The 20,537-nt window shown below is 62.9% G+C and carries 19 protein-coding genes; 8 read left to right on the plus strand and 11 right to left on the minus strand.

The genetic code is table 11. The features are described from left to right. Positions 1-480 precede the first annotated feature (480 nt). Positions 481-1,785 carry a dicarboxylate/amino acid:cation symporter gene (locus tag QZM35_RS28620; protein ID WP_089428650.1) on the minus strand — a complete coding sequence of 435 codons (1,305 nt, stop codon included), beginning with the start codon at positions 1,783-1,785 and terminating at the stop codon, positions 481-483. Positions 1,786-2,390: 605 nt separating this feature from the next. Between QZM35_RS28620 and QZM35_RS28625 the strand changes: the two genes are divergently transcribed. Genes QZM35_RS28625 through QZM35_RS28635 form a run of 3 tightly spaced genes read left to right on the plus strand, consistent with a single transcriptional unit; the run spans position 2,391 to position 4,860 of the window. Beyond that, a complete protein-coding gene (locus tag QZM35_RS28625) occupies positions 2,391-3,536 on the plus strand; it encodes a glycosyltransferase family 4 protein (protein ID WP_301777296.1) in 1,146 nt (381 codons plus the stop codon). Further along, positions 3,536-4,102, plus strand: a complete 567-nt coding sequence (locus QZM35_RS28630; protein WP_226207417.1) for a hypothetical protein — start codon at positions 3,536-3,538, stop codon at positions 4,100-4,102. Before QZM35_RS28625 ends, QZM35_RS28630 begins: the two co-directional genes overlap by 1 nt. A gap of 23 nt (positions 4,103-4,125) precedes the next feature. After that, positions 4,126-4,860 carry a polysaccharide deacetylase family protein gene (locus tag QZM35_RS28635; RefSeq protein WP_301777297.1) on the plus strand — a complete coding sequence of 245 codons (735 nt, stop codon included), beginning with the start codon at positions 4,126-4,128 and terminating at the stop codon, positions 4,858-4,860. 6 nt (positions 4,861-4,866) lie between these two features. On the opposite strand, the gene QZM35_RS28640 is transcribed toward QZM35_RS28635, so the two are convergent. From QZM35_RS28640 to QZM35_RS28655, 4 genes are all read right to left on the minus strand, one after another. After that, entirely contained in the window at positions 4,867-4,989 is a 123-nt protein-coding gene (locus QZM35_RS28640) for a hypothetical protein (RefSeq protein WP_256976831.1), read from the minus strand. 78 nt (positions 4,990-5,067) lie between these two features. Further along, positions 5,068-5,196, minus strand: a complete 129-nt coding sequence (locus QZM35_RS28645; protein WP_301777298.1) for a hypothetical protein — start codon at positions 5,194-5,196, stop codon at positions 5,068-5,070. A gap of 2 nt (positions 5,197-5,198) precedes the next feature. Continuing rightward, complete coding sequence (locus QZM35_RS28650; RefSeq protein ID WP_301777299.1) at positions 5,199-6,083, minus strand: alpha/beta fold hydrolase; 885 nt, start codon at positions 6,081-6,083, stop codon at positions 5,199-5,201. Between the two features lie 29 nt (positions 6,084-6,112). After that, positions 6,113-7,168, minus strand: coding sequence for a sugar phosphate isomerase/epimerase (locus QZM35_RS28655; RefSeq protein WP_089428655.1), 1,056 nt, complete (start codon positions 7,166-7,168; stop codon positions 6,113-6,115). A 110-nt stretch (positions 7,169-7,278) separates the two neighbouring features. Between QZM35_RS28655 and QZM35_RS28660 the strand changes: the two genes are divergently transcribed. Further along, positions 7,279-7,884 carry a TetR/AcrR family transcriptional regulator gene (locus tag QZM35_RS28660; RefSeq protein WP_174976013.1) on the plus strand — a complete coding sequence of 202 codons (606 nt, stop codon included), beginning with the start codon at positions 7,279-7,281 and terminating at the stop codon, positions 7,882-7,884. Between the two features lie 125 nt (positions 7,885-8,009). Here the strand turns inward: QZM35_RS28660 and QZM35_RS28665 are convergent, their stop codons facing one another. After that, positions 8,010-9,092 carry a porin gene (locus QZM35_RS28665; RefSeq protein ID WP_301777323.1) on the minus strand — a complete coding sequence of 361 codons (1,083 nt, stop codon included), beginning with the start codon at positions 9,090-9,092 and terminating at the stop codon, positions 8,010-8,012. Between the two features lie 167 nt (positions 9,093-9,259). On the opposite strand from QZM35_RS28665, the gene QZM35_RS28670 reads away from it, so the two are divergent. The 4 genes from QZM35_RS28670 (at position 9,260) to QZM35_RS28685 (ending at position 13,751) form a co-directional block, all read left to right on the plus strand. Next, on the plus strand, positions 9,260-9,556 hold the full coding sequence (locus QZM35_RS28670; RefSeq protein WP_301777300.1) for a hypothetical protein: 297 nt from the start codon (positions 9,260-9,262) through the stop codon (positions 9,554-9,556). 17 nt (positions 9,557-9,573) lie between these two features. Further along, positions 9,574-12,645 carry a LuxR C-terminal-related transcriptional regulator gene (locus QZM35_RS28675; RefSeq protein WP_301777301.1) on the plus strand — a complete coding sequence of 1,024 codons (3,072 nt, stop codon included), beginning with the start codon at positions 9,574-9,576 and terminating at the stop codon, positions 12,643-12,645. A 242-nt stretch (positions 12,646-12,887) separates the two neighbouring features. Further along, complete coding sequence (locus QZM35_RS28680; protein ID WP_089428659.1) at positions 12,888-13,082, plus strand: hypothetical protein; 195 nt, start codon at positions 12,888-12,890, stop codon at positions 13,080-13,082. Positions 13,083-13,298: 216 nt separating this feature from the next. Further along, a complete protein-coding gene (locus QZM35_RS28685; protein WP_089428660.1) occupies positions 13,299-13,751 on the plus strand; it encodes a glycine zipper domain-containing protein in 453 nt (150 codons plus the stop codon). A 1,401-nt stretch (positions 13,752-15,152) separates the two neighbouring features. Here the strand turns inward: QZM35_RS28685 and QZM35_RS28690 are convergent. The 5 genes from QZM35_RS28690 to QZM35_RS28710 form a co-directional block, all read right to left on the minus strand. Further along, positions 15,153-16,277, minus strand: coding sequence for a porin (locus QZM35_RS28690; protein ID WP_089431932.1), 1,125 nt, complete (start codon positions 16,275-16,277; stop codon positions 15,153-15,155). A gap of 573 nt (positions 16,278-16,850) precedes the next feature. Further along, complete coding sequence (locus tag QZM35_RS28695; RefSeq protein WP_167357955.1) at positions 16,851-17,723, minus strand: gamma-glutamyl-gamma-aminobutyrate hydrolase family protein; 873 nt, start codon at positions 17,721-17,723, stop codon at positions 16,851-16,853. A 28-nt stretch (positions 17,724-17,751) separates the two neighbouring features. Further along, entirely contained in the window at positions 17,752-18,138 is a 387-nt protein-coding gene (locus QZM35_RS28700) for a GFA family protein (protein WP_089428663.1), read from the minus strand. A gap of 36 nt (positions 18,139-18,174) precedes the next feature. Beyond that, positions 18,175-19,329, minus strand: a complete 1,155-nt coding sequence (locus tag QZM35_RS28705) for a PLP-dependent aspartate aminotransferase family protein (RefSeq protein ID WP_089428664.1) — start codon at positions 19,327-19,329, stop codon at positions 18,175-18,177. Beyond that, positions 19,326-20,537 (minus strand): MFS transporter, encoded by a 1,212-nt coding sequence (locus QZM35_RS28710; RefSeq protein ID WP_059791125.1) that lies wholly within the window; start codon positions 20,535-20,537, stop codon positions 19,326-19,328. The genes QZM35_RS28705 and QZM35_RS28710 overlap by 4 nt, the downstream gene beginning before the upstream one ends.

The following is a 20,537-nucleotide window of genomic DNA, read 5'->3' on the forward strand; positions in this document are numbered from 1 at the left end:
CGTAATACGTAAATTCTTCCCCTGAATCATCCGGCGCAGTCGGTATTACGTGCAGCATGCGTTCGATAATGCGCAGCGCGAGAATAGCGTTATATAAATCGAAAAAAATTGCGAATCGCTCGTGGCATTGCGATTTTCAAGGAATCGGCTTTGACGGCATTGCCGTTGACACCCAGGCGCGCTGACGGCGAGTGCGACTGCGCGACAGTGAATGGTCACTTACACGTCGAATCCGGGATCGGGAAAATCAGGCTTTCGCGTACCTGGGGGAATATCGCCGTGTGTTCAACGACGACGGATTGAAATGGCGAGCGCCAGGTATCAATCAGGGAATCGAGGAAAACGACCGCGTTCAAGACGGAATCGTCGTCCCAAAAACAAATCGCCGGCCTGAATCCGTTTCGAATCCAGGCCGGCGATTATCCACTACCGGGAAGCAGCCAGCGCACCCCTATCGCTGCGCTGCCGCACTGCTGCACATCATGCCGATGCCGAGGTCTCCGGCGCCTTCACCTGCATCGCGCGTCCATTGCCCGGATCGTTGTCGTCACGCGGGTCGTCGAGCTGCCCTTCCCACTTCGCGACCACGGCCGCCGCGATCGAGTTGCCGACCGCGTTGGTGGCCGAGCGCCCCATGTCGAGGAACATGTCGACGCCCATGATCAGCAGCAACCCGGCTTCGGGCAGGTTGAACTGGTTGAGCGTCGCCGCGATCACGACCAGCGACGCGCGCGGCACGCCCGCCATCCCCTTCGACGTGACCATCAGCATCAGCAGCATCGTGATCTGCGTGCCCAGCGGCAGATGAATGCCGTACACCTGCGCGATGAACAGCACCGCGAACGTGCAGTACATCATCGAGCCGTCGAGGTTGAACGAATAGCCGATCGGCAGCACGAAGCTCGAGATCTTGCGGTTCACGCCGAAACGGTCGAGCGCGTCCAGCAGCTTCGGATACGCGGCCTCGGAGCTCGCCGTCGCGAACGACAGCAGGAACGGCTCGCGGATCAGCCGGATCAGCGTGAACGCACGCTTGCCGAGGAACGTCACGCCGGCGAGCGTCAGCACGCCCCACAGCAGCGCCAGTGCCAGATAGAAGCTCGCCATGAACTTCGCGAACGTGAGCAGGATGCCGAGCCCCTGGGTGGTGATCGTCGACGCCAGCGCCGCGAACACCGCGACCGGCGCGAACCACATCACCGCGCCCGTCACCTTCAGCATCACCTGCGCGAGATCGTCGATCACGCCGGTCAGGCGCTTGCCCGACTCGCCGAGCGCCGACAGCGCGGTGCCGAAGAAGATCGAGAACACGACGATCTGCAGGATTTCGTTGTTCGCCATCGCTTCCGCGATCGACTTCGGCACCAGATGGACCACGAAGTCCTTCAGCGTGAAGGCGCCCGTCTTCAGCCCGAGGGACGCATCGGACGCCGGCAGCGGCAGGCTCAGATGGCTGCCCGGTTGCAGGATCGTGGCGGTCAGCAGGCCGAGCAGCAACGACGTGAACGACGCGATGAAAAACCAGCCGAACGCCTTGACGCCGACGCGGCCCACGGCACTGCCGTCGCCCATCTGCGCAATGCCGACGGTCAGCGTCGCGAATACCAGCGGCGCGATGATCATCTTGATCAGGCGCAGGAATATGTCGGACAGCAACGACACGTAGCCGGCGACCTCCTTCGCCATGTTCGGGTCGGGAAACGCGCTATGACAGGCGTAACCCACTGCGATTCCAAGAATCATCGCGACAACGATGTACTTGGTGATGTTGTGCTTCTTCTTCATTAGTAATCCAAATCACAAAGCGTATGTTGCTAACGGCTGGCACATCTTCCGCGCCCGGCTACGAATCGAAACCCACGTCTCTCTGGGTGCGACGAGTCCGCCATTGGCAGTCGCCATGGCGGACAAGGGGGGGCATTCTAACGCAAATGGCCGCCCGGCTTTCGAATCTGAAAGTCGAGGGGGTTGATCTGCGTCCGGATGCCGTCGAAAAGTCGGGTTTTGTCGCGATCCAGCCCGCTTCCTGCCCCCGCCGACGAGGGTAATCGGGCCGCATCACCGGTCGCGCCGGGCTCGCCACGCTCCACGCACCGGCGACAGGAACCCTATCGCCGGACTCCCCTCTTCCCCGGCGGCATCGCGCCGCGTGACGACACGGTGAACGATCGCGACACATGTTCACAAAGATGCGCAGACCTCGACACTACGGTACGTAATGCTTCTGTAATATTTGGAAACGATTCGCGGTGACGCCCCGCCCGGGCGTCGATGCGCGATCCCGCATCGACAACGCGGGACCAGGTTCGAGTCATTGCTTTCAACAGGCGGACACGCTCATTTTCTCAGCAGTCCTGCCCAATGAATGATCGGGGAAAGGCGGCATCGTGATGAACATACTGTATACCAACTTCCACGGCGACTACGGCGGCGGCCAGGACACCTACGTCCGTGATCTCGCCGCCGCGATGAGCCGGCGTCATCGCGTGACCGTCGCGTCACCGGAAGGCAGCCGCCTGTCGCGACTGTTGAAGGACAGTCCCGACGTGGCCATCTTCGACATGGAATTCAAACCGCGCTGGAACCGGCTGTGCCAGGAAATCCTCCGGCTGCGCCAGCGGATCGTCGCCGAGCGCTTCGACGTCATCCATGTGAACGGCTCCGCCGATCACCGGCAGGTAATGCTCGCGCTGCTCGGCTGCCGGTATCGGCCCGCCGTCGTGCTCACCAAGCACAACACCTACCGCGCCGACAGCTTCGGCAACGTGCTGCGCGCACGCCTCGCCACCGACCACACCATCGCGGTCAGCGACTACGTCGCGGGCATGCTCGCGCTCCGGTCGCCGTACGGGAACGTCACGGTCGTCAAGCACGGCGTGCGCCGGCAGGCCGCCGAACGACTGGCCAGCGACGAAATCCGTCGCCGCAAGATCGCGCTGTTCGGGCCGTCCGCCGCGGACGCGATCGTGCTGGGCAGCAGCGCCGGCACCGCGCCGGAGAAAGGCTGGATGGACCTGATCGCGGCGCTGGGCCGCCTGCCCGAACACGAGCGCGAGCGGTTTCGCGTGCTGCTGGTCGGCGCGGAGCCGACCGCCGAGCAACGCGAACAGATCGCGCTGCACCGCATGGCCGCGCGCACGGCTTTCACCGGCCGGCTCGACGACGTGCGGACACCGTTCTCGATCATCGACGTGTCGTTCGTGCTGTCGTACCACGAGAGCCTGTCGTATGCGTGCCGCGAAGCGATGTCGCTCGGCTGCCCCGCGATCGTGACGCGCGTGGGCGGGCTGCCCGAAAACGTCGAGCCGGGCGTGGACGGCTGGGTCGTCCCGCCGCGCGAGCCCGAAGCGATCGAGGCCATCCTGCGCGCGATCGTGCGCGAGCCCGGTTGCGTGCGCGCGATGGGGCGCAGCGCGCGGCTGAAGGGCAAGCGTGAATTCTCGTTCGAACGATTCATCGACGCGACGCTGTCCGTCTATCAGAAATCGATTCGCCACAACCCGTATCGTCGGGTGACATCCATGAGGTCCGTTTAATGGCAATGAATATCTGGAAGAAGTACTGGGACCTGCGCACGCAGGAGTGCCCGTGTGACGTGCACTTCGTCGAATGGCTGGAAACCGCGCGCCTCAACGGCATCCGCATCTATCACTTCGGCACCGGCGGCCATCACCATGTCGGCGTGGAATGCGCGCGGCCGCACCTGAACAACACGGTCTTTGGCGTGACGGCGTCGCCGAAGGAATACAAGTCGTACGTCGATCTCGTCACGCGGCAACCGGAGGTAAGCAAGACCTATCTGGCCTATTTCGGCGACATCTATACGAGCAATTCGGACCTGCTGCCGGCGTTCGACGTCGTCACGCTGTTCCATCTGTGCGAATTCCGCGACGAGTCGAACAGCCGCTACGGCGCGAAGACCGACGCCGAAGTGCTCGACCTGTTCGCACGACACACCGCGCGCGACGGCCACCTGCTGTTCTACAAGGGCTCGTCGGCGTACCGGAAGGCCGAGCCGATCATCGAGCAATGGGCGGCGAATGCCGATTTCGTCGAAATCGGCGACTTCAAGACCCTGCGGATTTTCCGCAAGGCCGCGTAATTCCCCGTTCCCGCGACCCGCTCATGCTGCTGCCCGCCACGCGCTACCCGATCCTGATGTATCACCAGGTCCGCACGCCGCCGCCACCGCCCGACCGGCTGCGCAGCCTGAGCGTCGCGCCCGATGCGTTCCGCCGCCAGATGACGCTGTTCAGGCGGCTCGGCTACCGCGGCCTGAGCGTGCGCGAACTGCAGCCGTACCTGCGGGGCGAGCGCAGCGGGAAGGTCTTCGGCATCACGTTCGACGATGGCTTTCTCAACGTGCTGACGCATGCGATGCCCGTGCTCGATGCGCTCGGCTTCACCGCGACCTGCTACTTCGTCGCCGGCCGGTTCGGCGGCGAGAACGACTGGGATGCGGCCGCCGATACCGCACGCTCGCCGCTGATGACGCACGCGGACATGCTCGCTTGGCGCGATCACGGCCATGAAATCGGCTCGCATACGCTCGACCACGTCGCGCTGTCGCACGTGCCGGCGCACGTGTCGGAGGTTCAGATCGTCGAATCGAAGCAGCGGCTCGAAGCGTTGAGCGGCCAGACGGTCGAATCGTTCTGCTACCCGTACGGCGATCTGGACCCGCGCGTGCGCGACCAGGTCGCCGCCGCGGGTTACCGCAACGCGACGACGACCCGGCGCGGCTGCGCCGATATGCGCGACGATCGGTTCCTGTTGCCGCGGATCACGGTCGCGGGCGGCGTCGGTGCGATGCGGCTGTGGTTCAAGTGTGCGAAGGCGCGGGTTCAGCGGCGCAGGTAGCCCTCGCTATTTCGGCCGCTGCCTGCGGAATGCAAGCAGACCAGTCAGCGCGATTCCCATAAACAGGAACCATCCCGGCGTGAGCGTCGTCCAGCCTGCGGCGACGCTGCCGATGAAGTTGCCGAGCATCCCGCCGATCGCCCACGAAATCGCGCGGACGCCGGACCGTACGACCACGCACGTCATACGTCCCCTTCGTCCATGCGCTCACCGCTGGAAAGCCCTGCGCATCTGCTCGCCAGCCACGTCGAACACCCGACGGGCTGCCGGCGTCACGCCGGCCATATGAATGCACGCATGGATCATCCCGGGCAGCACGACGCAATCGACCGGCATGATCAGCGGCTCCGTTCCAGGAACGGCAGCAGATGGCCGATGAACGCGTCGGGCGCCTCTTCCATGATGAAGTGGCCGCAATCGGGCACGACCGCGCCCTGCAGATCCGTCGCGTTGTCACGCATCGTGACCAGCGGTGCATCGCCGGTCGCATGTTCGGCACCAATGGCGAGCACCGGCATTGTCAGCTTGCGCTGCGCCCGTGCCTGGTTCTGCCGGATCGTCTCCGGAATCGCGCGGTAATAGGCCAAGCCGCCGCGCAAGCCACCCGGCGCCGAATAGGCGTCGATGTACACATCGACGGCCACGCAATCGCGCCGGAACGACCACCGGTTGAACATGAACTCCAGATAGGCCCGTTCACGTCCCGCAATCAGCGTCTCGGGCAGATCGGCCAGCTGGTTGAACATGAAATGCCAGAGGAAGATGTTCTCTTCCGGCGGAGCGAAAATCGACGGCGCGGGCGCCAGCCCGGGGATCACCGCCTCCGTGAGCGCCAGCGACGTCACGGCCTCGGGGTGATCGCTCGCCAGCGCGTAGGCCACCCACATGCCGACGTCGTGGCCGGCCACCTGGTACACATCGAAGCCAAGCTGCACCATCACGCGATGCAACGTGGCCGCCGTGCGGCCCGTGTCGTAACCCGCATCCGGCCGGTCGGAATAGCCGGTGCCGGGCGGATCGACCGCGACGGCCATGAAGCCGCGCGCGGCGAGCGCCTGCATCACATGACGCCAGGCATACCAGGTTTGCGGCCAACCCGGAATCAGCAGGACCGGGGTGCCCGCGCCGGCCGTGACGCAGTGAATGCGCTCGCCGTCGATGCGCACGTATTGATGATCGAAGCGTTGAGCGTCGGCCGACGACGACTGAAGTTGAGCGGACATATCGATGGTTCCTCGCAGTGGGGGCCGGCTCAGGCGATGCCGAGCATGTCGTGGATCTGCTGTTGATCGACCGCCGCACCGGCGAAGTCGTCGAAGATGCGCTCCGTCACCCGGATGATGTGGTCGTTGATGAACGCAACCCCTTCGCGCGCGCCGTCCTCCTGGTCCTTGAGGCAGCATTCCCACTCGAGCGTCGCCCATCCTGTGTAGTCGTACTGAGCAAATTTCGAAAAAATCGCCTTGAAGTCGACCTGACCGTCGCCGAGCGAACGGAAACGGCCGGCACGTTCGAGCCACGAACTGTAGCCGCCGTAAATGCCCTGACGCCCCGAAGGCAGAAACTCGGCATCCTTCACATGAAACATGCGGATGTGGTCGCGGTAGATATCGATGTACGCGAGATAGTCCAGCTGCTGCAGCACGAAATGGCTCGGATCGAACAGCATCTTGCAGCGCGCGTGCTGGCCGACCAGCGCATGGAAACGCTCGAAGCTGACGCCGTCATGCAGGTCTTCGCTGGGGTGGATCTCGTAGCAAAGGTTGACGCCGTTTTCATCGCAGACATCGAGAATCGGCCGCCAGCGGCGCGCCAGCTCGTCGAAAGCCGTCTCGATGAGGCCGGCGGGCCGTTGCGGGAACGGAAACAGGTAGGGCCACGCGAACGAACCCGAAAAAGTGCCCATGTCGGTCAGCCCCAGGCGGCGTGAAGCCCGCGCCGCCAGCTTGAGGCGATCCAGCGCCCACGCAGTGCGCGCGGCCGGATTACCGCGCACCGCTTCCGGCGCGAAGTTGTCGCACATGGCGTCGTACGCCGGATGCACGGCGACCAGTTGCCCGAAGATGTGTGTGGTCAGTTCGCTGATCTCCAGCCCGTGTTCGGCCAGCATGCCCTTCATGTCATCGCAATAGGCCTGGCTTTCCGCGGCCGTCTCCACGTCGAACAGCCGGCCGTCCCATGCGGGAATCTGCAGCGCCTTGAAGCCGACGCCGGCCGCCCATTGCGCGATGCTCGGCAAGCTGTTGAACGGGGCAGCATCGTCGGCGAACTGGGCGAGATGGAGACTGGGGCCTCTGAGGGTACGCATGATCAACTCCTATTGTTTGTTGATCGACAAAGAATAGAGTAACGGAAAGGCGCGTGTCAACACGGCGCGCGATAAAATCGGCGCACGATGTGACGACGGACGAAAGGGATATGGCGGGACGACCGAGAGAATTTGACCGCGACATGGCGCTGAAACGCGCGATGCTCGCGTTCTGGCGACACGGCTACGAAGGCACGTCGATGTCCGACCTGGTCGAAGCGATGGGCATCGCGTCAGCGCGCATCTATGCCGCCTTCGGCAGCAAGGAAGCGCTGTTCCAGGAAGCCGTGTCGCTCTATGAGCAAGGCGAAGGCGGCTTCGCCGATCGCGCGCTCGGCGAGGAAACCGATGTGCGCGCGGCCGTCGAACGGATGCTGCGCGACGCCGTTGCCGCCTACACCAAACGTGGCCAGCCGCATGGCTGCATGGTGGTGTCCGCCGCGACCAACTATTCGGCGGAAAACGAAGGGGTCATGGAATGGCTGGCCGCCCATCGGCGCGCACGCACGCAGTCGATCGTCGAACGCCTGCAGCGCGCGGCCGAGCAGGGGCAGCTCGCGCAGGGCACCGACATCAAGGCGCTGGCCGATTTCTATGCGACGCAGCTGCACGGCATTTCCGTGCAATCCCGCGACGGCGTATCGAAGGAGCGGCTGCTCGCCTCCATCGGGCCGGCGATGATGCCGCTCGCGATGGCGGTGCGGGACGGGGCGTGAGGCGGCGCGACTGACGGATTACCGTATCCGGATCGCCGCCCTGGAACCGTCCTGGGCACACCTTACGCACCCTGCCGGCACGCCGCCGGGTACCCCATCGGCACCGCGACGGCGCAGGCTCCCGCCTAGAACGTATGACGAAGGCCGACCACCGTCCCGACGGTCGTTCCGCGCCCCTCGTGCAGCGCGCCGTTGATCGCGAGCCCGGTATTCATCAGGCCGTGGTTGTGGACCACCCCGACCTGCCCGTACACCGTCGTCGCTTTCGACAGGAAGTACCTCAACCCGATCGCGGTCAGCACCGAACGGTTGCCGGTATCGTTGCCGTCGCTCGTCAGCCAGGCGCCCGCGTCGGCTTCGACCGCGGGCGTGAACAAGTAACTTGCCCCGGCGCCGTACACGCGGCTGTCGAACCCGCCGCTCACTTTGTAGAGCGCGTAGGAACCCTTGACGGTCAGGTTGCCGACACTGTATGCCGCACCGATGGTCCGGCCGGTAAACGGGACGGTGCTGGGAATCGGCGTCCCCGGCGTGCCGCCCGCGTTGCCGTTGTAGAGCGCCGCCGTGACGAGGAATCCGCCTCGCTGGTACTTGAGGCTCGCCGAATACTGCCGCCCCGCCTGGAAATCGCCCGCCTTCCCGCCCAGTCCGAACATCGCGCTACCCTGGAAGCCGGCGATGTCCGGGCTCGTGTAGGACACGGCGTTCTGGTTGAACAGCCCCGTCACCAGCACGCTGTCGACATAGATGACGGCGCCGCTGCCGAAATAGGCCACGTCGCGCGGGTCGGTTCCGATCAGCGACAGCACGAACGGCGAGTATTGCAGGCCGGCCTTGACCGCCCCGAAATCGCCGCTCAACCCGATCCACGCCTGACGGCCGAACAGGTTGCCGTTTGAATTGCCCAACGCGCCGCTCGGGATGTCGATGCCGCTCTCGAGGACGAACGTCGCCTTCATCCCGCCGCCCAGATCCTCCACGCCCCGCAAGCCGAATCGCGATGCCGCCGCGGCACCGTCGACCATCGCGAACTTGTGGCCGTCGTTCGCGCCGGTCCTCGTATTCAGCGACTTGTTCGTGTAGAGCACGGCGGCATCGAGCACCCCGTAGAGCGTGACGCTGCTCTGGGCATCTGCCATGCCGGACGTCGCGCCCAGCGACGCAGCAATGGCCAGGCCGAGCGTTCCCTGACGCCATGTCGATTTCATGTCTATCCTCCAAACCCAGATCGTTATTTTCAATGTCGCGTCACGGCGGAATGCCGATCGGCGCTTTCGCTACACGTCACAACCTGTCCGTCACGGCCGGTGCTGGCGCCGAGCGGAGACTTCCCAATCCGGACGCGCCGCGTCCGGCAGAAACTGAGTGCGCGTCGATGCGGTCGACGACGCGTATCGCCTTCATCGACGGCATTGAATGTCGAGTGACAATCAATCGCCACACGCCATCCGGCATTCACCATGAGGCGATCGAACCGTCACGGCTCACGATGACCCGCGCGGGCCAACGATGTGGCTGCGGCGGGCCGATCCCGGCACATGGAGGGAATGGCGTACGCGAATCGCGTCGACCCGCGGCAACGCTCGCGAATGCGCATGTGCGTCAGGCGGCGAACCTCGTCGGCTCCCCGGATGTGGTTCGCAGCAGGCAGGTACAGGTCGAGGACGTCTGACCGACCGGCGATTCGGCATGCACGCAGGACTCCTTGATGAATTTCCGGTAGAGCGCGATTCGACGAAGCACGTCGTTCACGACGTCATGCGAAACGATGATGACCGTATCGCAGCGCCGGACCGACGTGGACTGAATGCAAGACTAAGAGCAGGCCGGGGGGATTCGCCCCCCTCCAAAGGGGAGGCAGAAGTCTGGCGACGGGGGGGTGCCATGCGATCGCCCCCCTACCGTGGGAAAACCCCCATCGTCGTGGGGGCGACTATCATTAACATGATGTGGTGCATTCCGGACTTTCCCCCCATGAACTTGCCGTCCGAATCCGATGAGCCCCTTTGGAATCTCTCGCTGATACAGACGAAAATGGCGCCACCGCGCCCGCCCCGGTTCCGAGTCGCGCGGCGGACGCTGTCGAAGAAGCTGGCCGCGACGGCCGAACACGCAGTCACGCTGGTCATCGCGCCGGCCGGGTTCGGCAAGACGACGACGCTGTCCGAATGGTGCGAAGTGCTCCGCACCCGCCATCAGCTCGTCGCGTGGCTGAGCCTGGACCATGACGACGACCATCCCGATCAGCTCGGCGCCTACCTCGTTGCTTCGTTGAACCATGGCACGGGCGGCGTCGGTCAGCAGGCAGAAAAGCTGCTGCGCCACGATCCGATGACGCCCGGCAAGACGGTCATCTCCGTGCTGCTCAACGAGATCGCCGCGTGCGGCAAACCGGTCTTTCTGATCCTCGACGATTTCGACCGGCTCACGTCGCCCCCGGTATGTGCGGTGGTGTCGCGCCTGTTGCGCTACGCGCCGGCGAATTTCCACGTCCTGCTCGGCGCGCGCGGCGAGCCGAGGCTGGCGCTGGCCCAGTTCCGCACGCAGGGCCAGCTTCTGCGGATCGACGAATCGGATCTGCGCTTCTCCGCCGACGATGCACAGGCGTTCTTCGCACGCACCGGCACCGCGCCGCTCGATCGCGGCGCCGTCGAGATGCTGAATGACGCGACCGAAGGATGGATCACGGGCCTGCAACTCGCGTCGCTGTCGCTGAAGGAAGAAACGGACGCCGCCAAGGTCGCGCGCGATCTCGCCGGCAATCGATTCGGCATCGACACCTATCTCGACGACGCCGTTCTGTCACATCTGCCGCGCCCCGTGTATCAGTTCCTGCTGCGGACCTCGATCGTCGATCACCTGAGCCCCGACCTCTGCGACGCCATCATGGGCGCCGGCGCGCGCAGCTGGGAAAAGCTCGACTGGCTCGAGCGTCACAACCTGTTCATCCGCGCGCTCGACGACGAGCGTCAATGGTTCCGCTATCACGCATTGCTGTCCGACGCGCTGAGGCGGCGGGCCGCCCGGCAACTGGCCGATGAATTGCCGCGGCTTCACCAACGCGCCGGCCAGTGGTTCGCGAATGCGCGGCAATGGCCGGACGCCGTGCGTCACGCGCTCGCCGCCGGTGACACACTGCAGGCCGCGATCTGGGTCGAGCACTGCGCAGCGGCGTTGATGGATCGCAGCGACGTGAACACGCTGCTGAGCCTGATCGGCAAGCTGCCGCGCCAACTGGTGAAGTCGCGGCTGCGCTTGCGACTGGCGAATGCATGGGCGCTCGCGTTCCTGATGCGCATGCCGGAAGCCGGCGAGGTGCTGCGACACGCGCAATCCGACTTTGCGCGCCATCACGCCGATCGCTCGCGGACAGAAGGCGAACCCGACGCGGCGCTGCCGATCGAGATGATCGCGGTGGATGCGGCGATTTCCGGCTTCGACGACGACAGCTACCGGTCACTCGAACTGGGACGCGAAGTCGTCCTCTCGTCGTTGCCCGCGTCCGCGTGGGTCAGGCGGCTCGGGGAAACGGCGCACATCTTCGGCCTGATCTACGACAGCCGCTTCGACGAGGTCGAGCACCTCAGGCACGGCGCAGCCGCCGTCCCGGCCGACGATCACGACTTCATCTACGCCAACGTCTACCGCGAATGCATGTTCGGGCTGAACCTGCTGGTGAGCGGCCGCCTGCCGGAAGCGATGGTGCTCATGGAGTCGGCGATCGCGCATGCGGAAGCGAACGTGTTCCGCCAGTCGGCGGCGGCGGCGGTTCCGGCGGGCTACCTGGCGGCACTCTGCTACGAGCAGAATGACGTGTCCCGTGCGCGGCAGCTGATCAACGATCGCTCGGCCATCACGGCGGAAGCGTGCCCGCTCGGCTCCCTGTCGAGCTACTGCCGCACCGCGGCGCGGCTCCACGCACGAAACGACGACATCGCATCCGCGCTGCTGTGCCTGCAGCAGGCCGGCGAAATCGCAGCGTCCCGACACTGGTTGCGCATGCGTGCATCGTGTGACGCGGAAATCGTGCGGCTGTGCCTGCAGCAGGGCTGGGTCGATCGCGCAAGGGAAACCGCCGACGCACTGGACTTGCTGATGCCCGAGCAGATCCCGACGCCGATGGGCAGCTTCATCGAGACGTGGGCGAGCTGGTGCGCGATCAAGGCACGCCTCGACATCGCGACAGGCCGGCCGGATCGGGCCGCCGAACGGCTGCGCGAGTTGAGGACCACGCTCTCCCGTGCCGGGATGACCTACCTGGAAGCACGGATGTCGCTGCTGTACGCCATGGCGCTCCAGCAGGAACACGCGCATGAAGCGGCATTGGCCGCGCTGACGGACGCGCTGCGCTATGCGCAGCAGAACGGCATGATCGGCAGTTTCGTCGACGAAGGCGAACCGATGCTGCGCCTGCTGACTCAGTTGCGGCGTGAAGCGCCCGGACGCGATGCCGTTCAACCGGCCTTCGTGGACCAACTGCTCGCCGCGTTCGATCCGCGTCGCACGCCGACGGACGACGGCGACGTGCGCGACGCGCGAAACCTGCTCAGCGCGCGTGAGATCGAGATCCTCAATCACATTGCCCGCGGCATGTCGAACAAGGAAATCGGGCGGGCGCTGCGGGTCGCGCCCGAGACCATCAAGTGGCATCTGAAGAACATCTTCGAGAAGCTCAAGGTCGGCTCGCGCTACGAGGCCGTCCAGAGCGCGCTCGGCGTGACACCCGCCGAGCGCGGCAAGGTCAGGGAAGCCAATTCCTGACACACAGGCGACGCATCGTATTTATGACGATCGGAAACCCGTCTCCAACGCTGTCCCCCCCGGACGACACCCGTCGAAAATCAGCTGCACGACCGCAATGGACCCCGATATTCAGGACATGCTCCGCCGCTATCACGAACGAGAGATCGACCTGCATCAGTTGCGCGTGTGGCTTGACGGCGAAAGAACGCGTATGGACGCACACATTCCCCGCTGTGAATGGCTGAAACTGAGGCGAGGCAGTGAAGCGCAAAGCAACGGTCCGATCGCGCATCTGCTTCCGGCGTGCAATCTGGGCGCTGTCCAATGACGAGCGCACCCGCGGCCTCGCGCTGCTGTGCTGCTCGAAGGCGCGGTGCGATCTCGAAATCGACGTGCGTGAAATCGCCGGCGTCCCGCGAGAGCCTGGCGTCGATGGACGTCTTTGTGCGGTTTGATGGAGAAACAATGGATTCGGAATAAAAAAGTAGCGATGCCGAAGGGGCCTTCCGGGCGCACACAATCTGTTACGACAATGGCGAACCGGGTTTGAATGGGAGTGCTATCTTTCGCCGGCCTTTCGTTGAAATGACTCGTTGAAATGACTCGTTGAAACGAATCGGCAGCAACGCAAGAAACCGGACTTCAGATTGAGCACAAGGAAGAGCATTCGCATGTTGAAGAAGATCGCCTCCGCATTCATCGTCACCGCGGCCGCGGTGATTTCATTGCCGGCCGCGGCGGACAACTGGGACAACGCGCTCGGCGGTGCGCTGGGCGGTGTCGCCGGCGCAACCGTCGGCGACGCACTGGGCGGCCGCACCGGCGCGGTGGTGGGTGGCGCGATCGGCGGTGGCGCCGGCGGCGCGATCGCGGCGAACCGCGACGAGCGCGACGGCGCAATCATTGGCGGCGCACTCGGCGGCGGCGCGGGCACCGCGGCCGGCCATGCGATGGGCGGCCGCAACGGCGGGCTCCTCGGCGCGGCGCTCGGCGGTGGCGGCGGCGCGGCGTTGGGGGGCAACCTCAGCCGCAACGCGCGGGAGCGTGACGACGCGCGAGACCGCGACAACATGCGCAGGATGCGTCGCAACAAGCATCGCTACGACGACGCGTACTACGACTAAAGCGCTTACCGAACCGTTCATTGACGCCTGGCGAACGCGCATGCGATGAATTGAAATGCGCGTTCCGCCTGTCACGTCACACGGTGCAATTTCGCTGTCGGCGCGCCCGCCGAGTTCGCGCAGACCGCATCATCATTCATGTCGTGTCTTGCACGGGGGAGATGAGCATTGTGCAAGGGAACCGTCTGGTCGACGTGGCCGCACTTCGCGGTAACGGTGGGCTGTGCGGGATCTGTACTGTTGCCAACCGGGATACGCATGTCCTGAAGCGTTAAGGCCGGTATCGCGCTCAATTGTCTCTACGGCGAGTGCGGTTAGTAATCGCACATTGCGGGCACCATGTTCCCGCACTGATATTGATCGGCCGAGACTCCCAGACGTGGCCGCGATGGCATTGCCAAGTCAATTTGGTCCGCCGCCCTTGATACTCCGTCGACAAACACAGTCCACCACGGGCGGCCGCAAGCGCTCGCATGTCATCAATTGTCTGACGCAATTTGAGGCCCGTACATTGCCGACACCAGCGTCCGAGCCAAATCTGACTCGCAATTGCCACCCATTCGTGTCCCACCGCGCAACGAAAAGGGTATTTTTCGGCTGAGCCCACATAAGCATCTGCCAAACAAACGCCTCCCTTTTCCCGGGCGGCCCCCTGCAGACGCGCCAAGCCATTGGGATCGACTTGCCCGGAGGAGGTCAATTTTGCGCAACGACCACACCAGGTTCCCCGGAAGATATCGTTTGCCCTCGCTTCCCAACGATGCCCCTTTGCACATTCGAATCGATATAGACGACTCTCGATCGTATAGTGAGCCGAAAGACATTTCCCGTTTCTCTCTTGTGCTTTCGCGTGAAGCCGGGCCAACCCCTCCGAACAGCAGCTTCGCCGCGTCGCGTCACCATGCGCGCAGCTCGGACACCAACGCCCCTCACTGATCTTCCTTCCCTCCACGCTCCACTCGTGCCCCGCTGCGCAACGAATTTGGTAACGCGCGAATAATCCAATGAATGGACCATTCAGAAGCGTCCCTCCTCGCTCTGCCAATTTCGCCAACCATCTATCACGAATATCTTCCTGCTGACAGGATATGCAGACCGGTGCACCGCCATTTCGATAGAGCAGGGTCAATGCCACGCGCTCGAAAACGTGCCCACGAGCGCAAGCGAACGGATGACGTGAATTGACACCCAGCCACTCGCTCGCCAAACATTGCCAGCCATATTGGGCAACGCACTGTCGCAACCTCTCAAGCATGCTCCCTCACTCCGCCGTCACATTCCCGCCAAAATCGACAATTCTCCATCGTTTCGCAATACTGATGATTTTCAAGAATCCAATTCAGACATCAAAAAAAAGCGCCCGAAGGCGCTTTTTCGGAACTGACTAGCCAGCCGTCACGCTTAGAAGCGGTGACGCAGGCCAACCGTTGCGGCGGTTTGGCTGACCTTCGAGCTCGGGAACGCGTTGATGTCGCCGTTGTAGATCGATGCGCCCAAACCGGCGCCCTTCGTACCACGCTGGTACACCGCCTGAGCGTAGACGTCCGTACGCTTCGACAGGAAGTAATCAGCTTGCACGCCGAACTGATTCCAGTGCGTGCTGTTGCCGTTCTGCTTCGCGTTCGTGTACGTATAGGCTGCGCCCAGGCCGAGGGCCGGCGTCAGGTTGTACTTCGCGTTGACTTCGTAGTTGTCCGCGCGCAGCGTACCCAGGCCGTTCGTCTGGTTGTCGAGACGCGATTGCGTCCATGCCGCGCCGACTTGAGCCGGACCGAATGCATAGGCCGCGGCAATACCATACGTACGCGTGCGGCCCTGAATGCCGAACGCGTTGCCGCTCGTGTCGACGGACGGGTTCACCGCGCCCGACGTGGACAGGCCAGCGTTGTTCGCTTGCGAGTACGCCGCACCCAGCTTCAGGCCTTCAAACTGGTACGACACGCCAGCGCTGTATGCACGGTTGTTCGCAAAGTTCGTGCTGTTCGAGAACGAGTACGTGCCGCCGAATTGCAGGCCGGCATAGTTCACGCTCGTGTACTTGATCGTGTTGTTCAGCGCGACGTCGCCGTTCGTGCTCAGGCGGTCATTGTTCAGCGGGTGCGCGAAGTACGTGCCGCCCCACGAGCCCGTTGCCGTCAGCGGTGCCAGGTAGTCTTGCGTCGCGTCGTATTGCTTACCCAGCGTGACGGTGCCGTACTGGCTCGACAGGCCGACGAATGCCTGGCGGTTGAACATGCCGCCGTTGCCGTTCGCGAACTTGCCGTTACCGATGTTGAAGCCGCTTTCCAACGTGAAGATCGCCTTCAGGCCACCACCGAGATCTTCCGAGCCACGCAGGCCGAAACGGCTCTGGTCAATGCCCGAACCCATCGAGAAGCGCGACTTGCCTTGGCCCGATGCGGTCTGGACGTTGCTTTGGTAGGTGATGCCTGCGTCCAGCACGCCGTACAGCGTCACGCTGCTTTGCGCGTGAGCGACGGTAGCGAACGATGCCGCAGCTGCTGCAACGATCAGGGTCTTGTTCATTCGTGGTGCTCCCTTCTAAAAAGAGGCAGGTCTCGCGACCTTGTTCATAAACGGTCTGCAACCGCCCGGGGACCTTGTTCTGTCGGTCATGCCCGGATAGATGCCCGTTTGGGGAATCGCGAGTGTAAGAGCAGTGAAAGCAACGAGCCCCACGAAGAAATAGAAATTGTGTATTTCTTTTCTCACAACAGAAAACTCATACAAATACGCAAGCCGATGTTATTAAATGATTTTTTTGCGTGCCGGCGTGAATATTCATACGGTATCTTTGCCGCGATTTTTCTTATACGAAGGCCTTGACAGTAGTCAAAAAACTACGCCACACAATCTCAACAATTCTCGGGCGCACCGGGTCGCTTGTTCGCGCCCGGCTTGATCGGCTTCATCCCGACGCGCTCACTCGGGAACGGTTGATTCATGCCTCGAGGGTCTGACGGCCTCAGTGGATGAGGAACGCGAGCGAGTGCCGAAAAACTCGACCCCACATGTGGGCTCTCAGAAAAGGTGTCTTTGGCCCCCTAGACAGTTCAAGGACTTGGACATCTTTTCTGAGAAGACTGCCTGTCCTTCGTCTCAGAAAAGATGTCCGTGGCCCCGGATATTCTCGGAAAAGTTGTCTTTGAGAATGTTGCCCGCCCCCGTCGGCGTATCCCGACAGGACTGGGCGTCGAATCGACGGCGCAAATAGGTTGCACATTCGCGACCGAACCGCGCCCAGACTGCACGGTTCAACACACTATCCCGCACATACCACTCAGGATGCCACTGCACACCGAAGATCGGTGCCCTGATATGCGACACCGCCTCGATGGTGCCGTCGTCGGCATATGCATCGACACTCAATCCGTTCGCCAGGGCGGCAATGCCCTGCCCATGCAACGAGTTCACATGAGCGCGCCGACAATCCGGCGACATTGTCCGAATCGCCTCGTCAAGCCAGCCGCCGCTCACCAACTCGACCGCATGAACGTCCCGATAGCGCTCCTCGAAAGCCAGAGTGCGATTCGCCCGGTGATCCCGTCTCCCTGGCTCGTCGTGAAGTGTCGCGCAAAGGGTGCCGCCCAACGCGACATTGATCTCTTGCATGCCGCGGCATATCCCGAACACCGGGCGCCCCGATGCCATGGCCTCCCGGACGACACGAATCGCCATCCTGTCACGTGTCCTGTCGAGCGATCCGACGTGTGGTTGCGTGCCGCCGTAAAACGCAACGTCGACGTTGCTCGCGCCGCCCGGCAGCATGATTCCGTCGAGACGATCGAGCAGCGTGTCGAGACTTCGATCGGATGCAATATCGTCCGTCGAACCGATCAGGAGCGGCAGTACCCCGCCAAACTCCGTCGCAGCCTGCAGATATCGGTCGAACACCGCCTGATGGGAAAGGCACCCCCAACCCGGTATCTCGATATCCTCCGCCGAGCACAGCACGCCGACGACGGGTTTCATTTCCTGGAGTTGTCGCATCGCGGCCGAGTCATTGCGGAAAGGACTGGATGTTTTCTTCCCAGTTCTTCCCGTCAAACGGAACCACATCGAAAGCGTTGGCCCCTGCAAGATCCAGACAGCGCAGATTGACGCTGTAATCGCGGGGATGAGAACGCGGACGATAGAATGGCTTCACGCCGCAAACTCGGCAGAACGTGTGCTCCGCAATCCCCGTATTGAAGCGGTATCGCGTCAATTTCTCGCCACCCTCGAGCAACTCAAAATCGTCGTGCTCGACCGGAACGTGTAGGAAGCCCGATGCAAAACAGATCGAGCAATTGCAATCGATCACCTTGCGCGACGCTGTCGATCGAATGCGAAAGCGTATCGCACCACAGTGGCAATTTCCGTAGATATATTGTGTTGCTTCCGTCATTGATCGCCCCTCGTTTCAGAAAATACACACGGCCTTTCATCGGTGCCCTGCACGCAGCGCAACATCCAGATCCTGTCGAATCATGTCGGGATCTTCGAGCCCGATGCTCAACCGGATACCGATACGCCTGGCATTGTCTCGAGACACCGTGGTCGGACAAGCGACGGACTCGTAACCGCCCCAGCCCCAGCCTCGCCCGATCAGCGAGAGACCGTCGATGGCATTTCTGACCGCCCCCTCGCCGCCATCCTTGAGTACGCATGCAAACACACCGCCCGCACCCGAATACTGTGTTCGCCATGCGGCGTGACCGCTATCGCCGACCAGCGGCGGGTAGTGAACGCTTTCGATCAGCGGATGATCCCGCAACCACGACGCTACATCGCACGCGGACTGAAAATGCCGATCCATCCGGACTGCCAGCGTCCGCAATCCTCGTAAAGCCAAATTCGCGTCGTCCGCACCGACGGCTTGCCCCGTCAAACGGCTTACGCTCTTCACGCGCTCGTACATGTCGAAGCTCGCAAACACCGCTGTGCCGACCATCGAATCGGCGTGCCCGCCGATGTACTTCGACATGCTGTGAATGACGATGCTCGCACCTTGATCGAGCGGATTGAAGAAATACGGCGTGCCCCAGGTGTTGTCGACAACGACCGGAACGGGTCCGGCAATCTCGACGAGGTCTCGTAACACGCACATATCGAAATGCGACGACCCCGGCAGGTCGAGGTAAACCACACACGTCCGTTCATCGAGTTTCGCCGCCAGTTCAGCCGGATCGGCCAGCGAGAATTCGTCGATCGATACACCCTGTCGATGCAGCACCTCGTCGCAGAATTTACGTGCCGCCGGATACGACGAACGCGAGATCAATACCCGCCCCTCGGGAGCCGCCAGCGTCTGCAACACCGTCGCGATAGTGGCCAGTCCCGAACACATCACGAGCGCGGCAACGCCATGTTCGATTTCCGTCATCGCATCGCACAACGCATCCGTTGTCGGTGTCCCCCAGCGTCCGTAGTGATAAGGGGCCGCACCAGGTGCCATTTCGTCGAATGATTCAAAAAGGACTGTCGACCCTCGATATACGGGCGGATTGACGAAGCCGAAATGTGCGGCAGGCGCGCGGCTCACTGTGGTCAGGGCAGTGCCCGTCGCGCCCTTCCCCGTGACAGGCTCGCGATTCATTTATGCCATCTCCAGAATGCAAGTAGACCCATCAGGGAGATGCCCATGAACGCGACCCACCCCAGGGTATGCACGGTCCAGCTTGCCGCGGCGCTGCCGATGAAGTTGCCGAGCATCCCGCCGATCGCCCACGAGATCGCCGATGCGCCAAAATAGCTGCCGGCGTTGCCATCGGTCGTCAGATCGGCGAGCGCGATATTCGATGCAGGAAGAATCAGGCTTTCACCAAACGTGAAGACGACCGCGACGGCAATCAGAATGACCAGCGACGCACCAGCGCTCCAGCCGTGATCGAACAGCAGTGTGGCAATCGCGAAGCAGCAACACATCGCGGCGTGCCCGATGGTCATCATGGATCGCCAGGTCGTGCGCTGAAACCAGCCCATGCCAAACGAAGCTGTAGCAATGCCAACCAGCGCATTCGTTATGTAGAATGGCCTGACGCCGTTATAGCCGCTCGAGCCGTTCGAAAACGTCAGCGGGATGAAGACGTAGATCTGCGTATACACCGTCCAGAACGGAACGAGCGCCCAGCACAGTCGGCGGAACCGTCTGTCTCCAAACGCGATCATCAAACCACGCAGCGGATGTACCGCAGCTGCGTTGCTCGCTCTCCGTCCTGAGATCCAGGGCGCCACGAGCGCAAGCACGGCGAAAATCATGCCGCTTACCAGAAACGGTAACGTCCGGTCCGTGTTCGGCACGACGATCAGCACCGCCGGACCGATCAGCGCGCCGAGATTGAGCGCCAGGTTATTCAGCGCGAACACCTTTGGACGTACCGCGGCATCGAGCGAACCGAAGATCGAATACGCGGTCGTTTCGTAAAGCGCAGCGCCGAGCCCGGACAAGAATGCCCACATCAGCAGTCCGGCAAACGACGGCGTAAGCGCCAGTCCGACAAATCCCGCGGCGCGGCAGATCAGACCAAGTGTTGCCAGCACGCGGCTGCTGAAGCGATCCGTCGACGCACCCAGCACCAGCGGCAACAACCGGCTCGCCAGCAAATTCACCGTCAGTACGCTGGCAACGCTGCCCGCGTCCAGATGACGCTCCAGGTCAAGGAACGCAGCGAGCAGCGGAAGCGACCCGAACACAGACAAATTCACGAGGAACTGAAAACTCAGCAGGATCCGCGTCGAAACCGGCACACCGTCGGCCATGCCGCTGAACCATGCCGAGGGCCGTGTGAACTTGATTGCATCCAT

Source organism: Burkholderia sp. AU45274, from assembly GCF_030482505.1.
GTDB lineage: Bacteria > Pseudomonadota > Gammaproteobacteria > Burkholderiales > Burkholderiaceae > Burkholderia.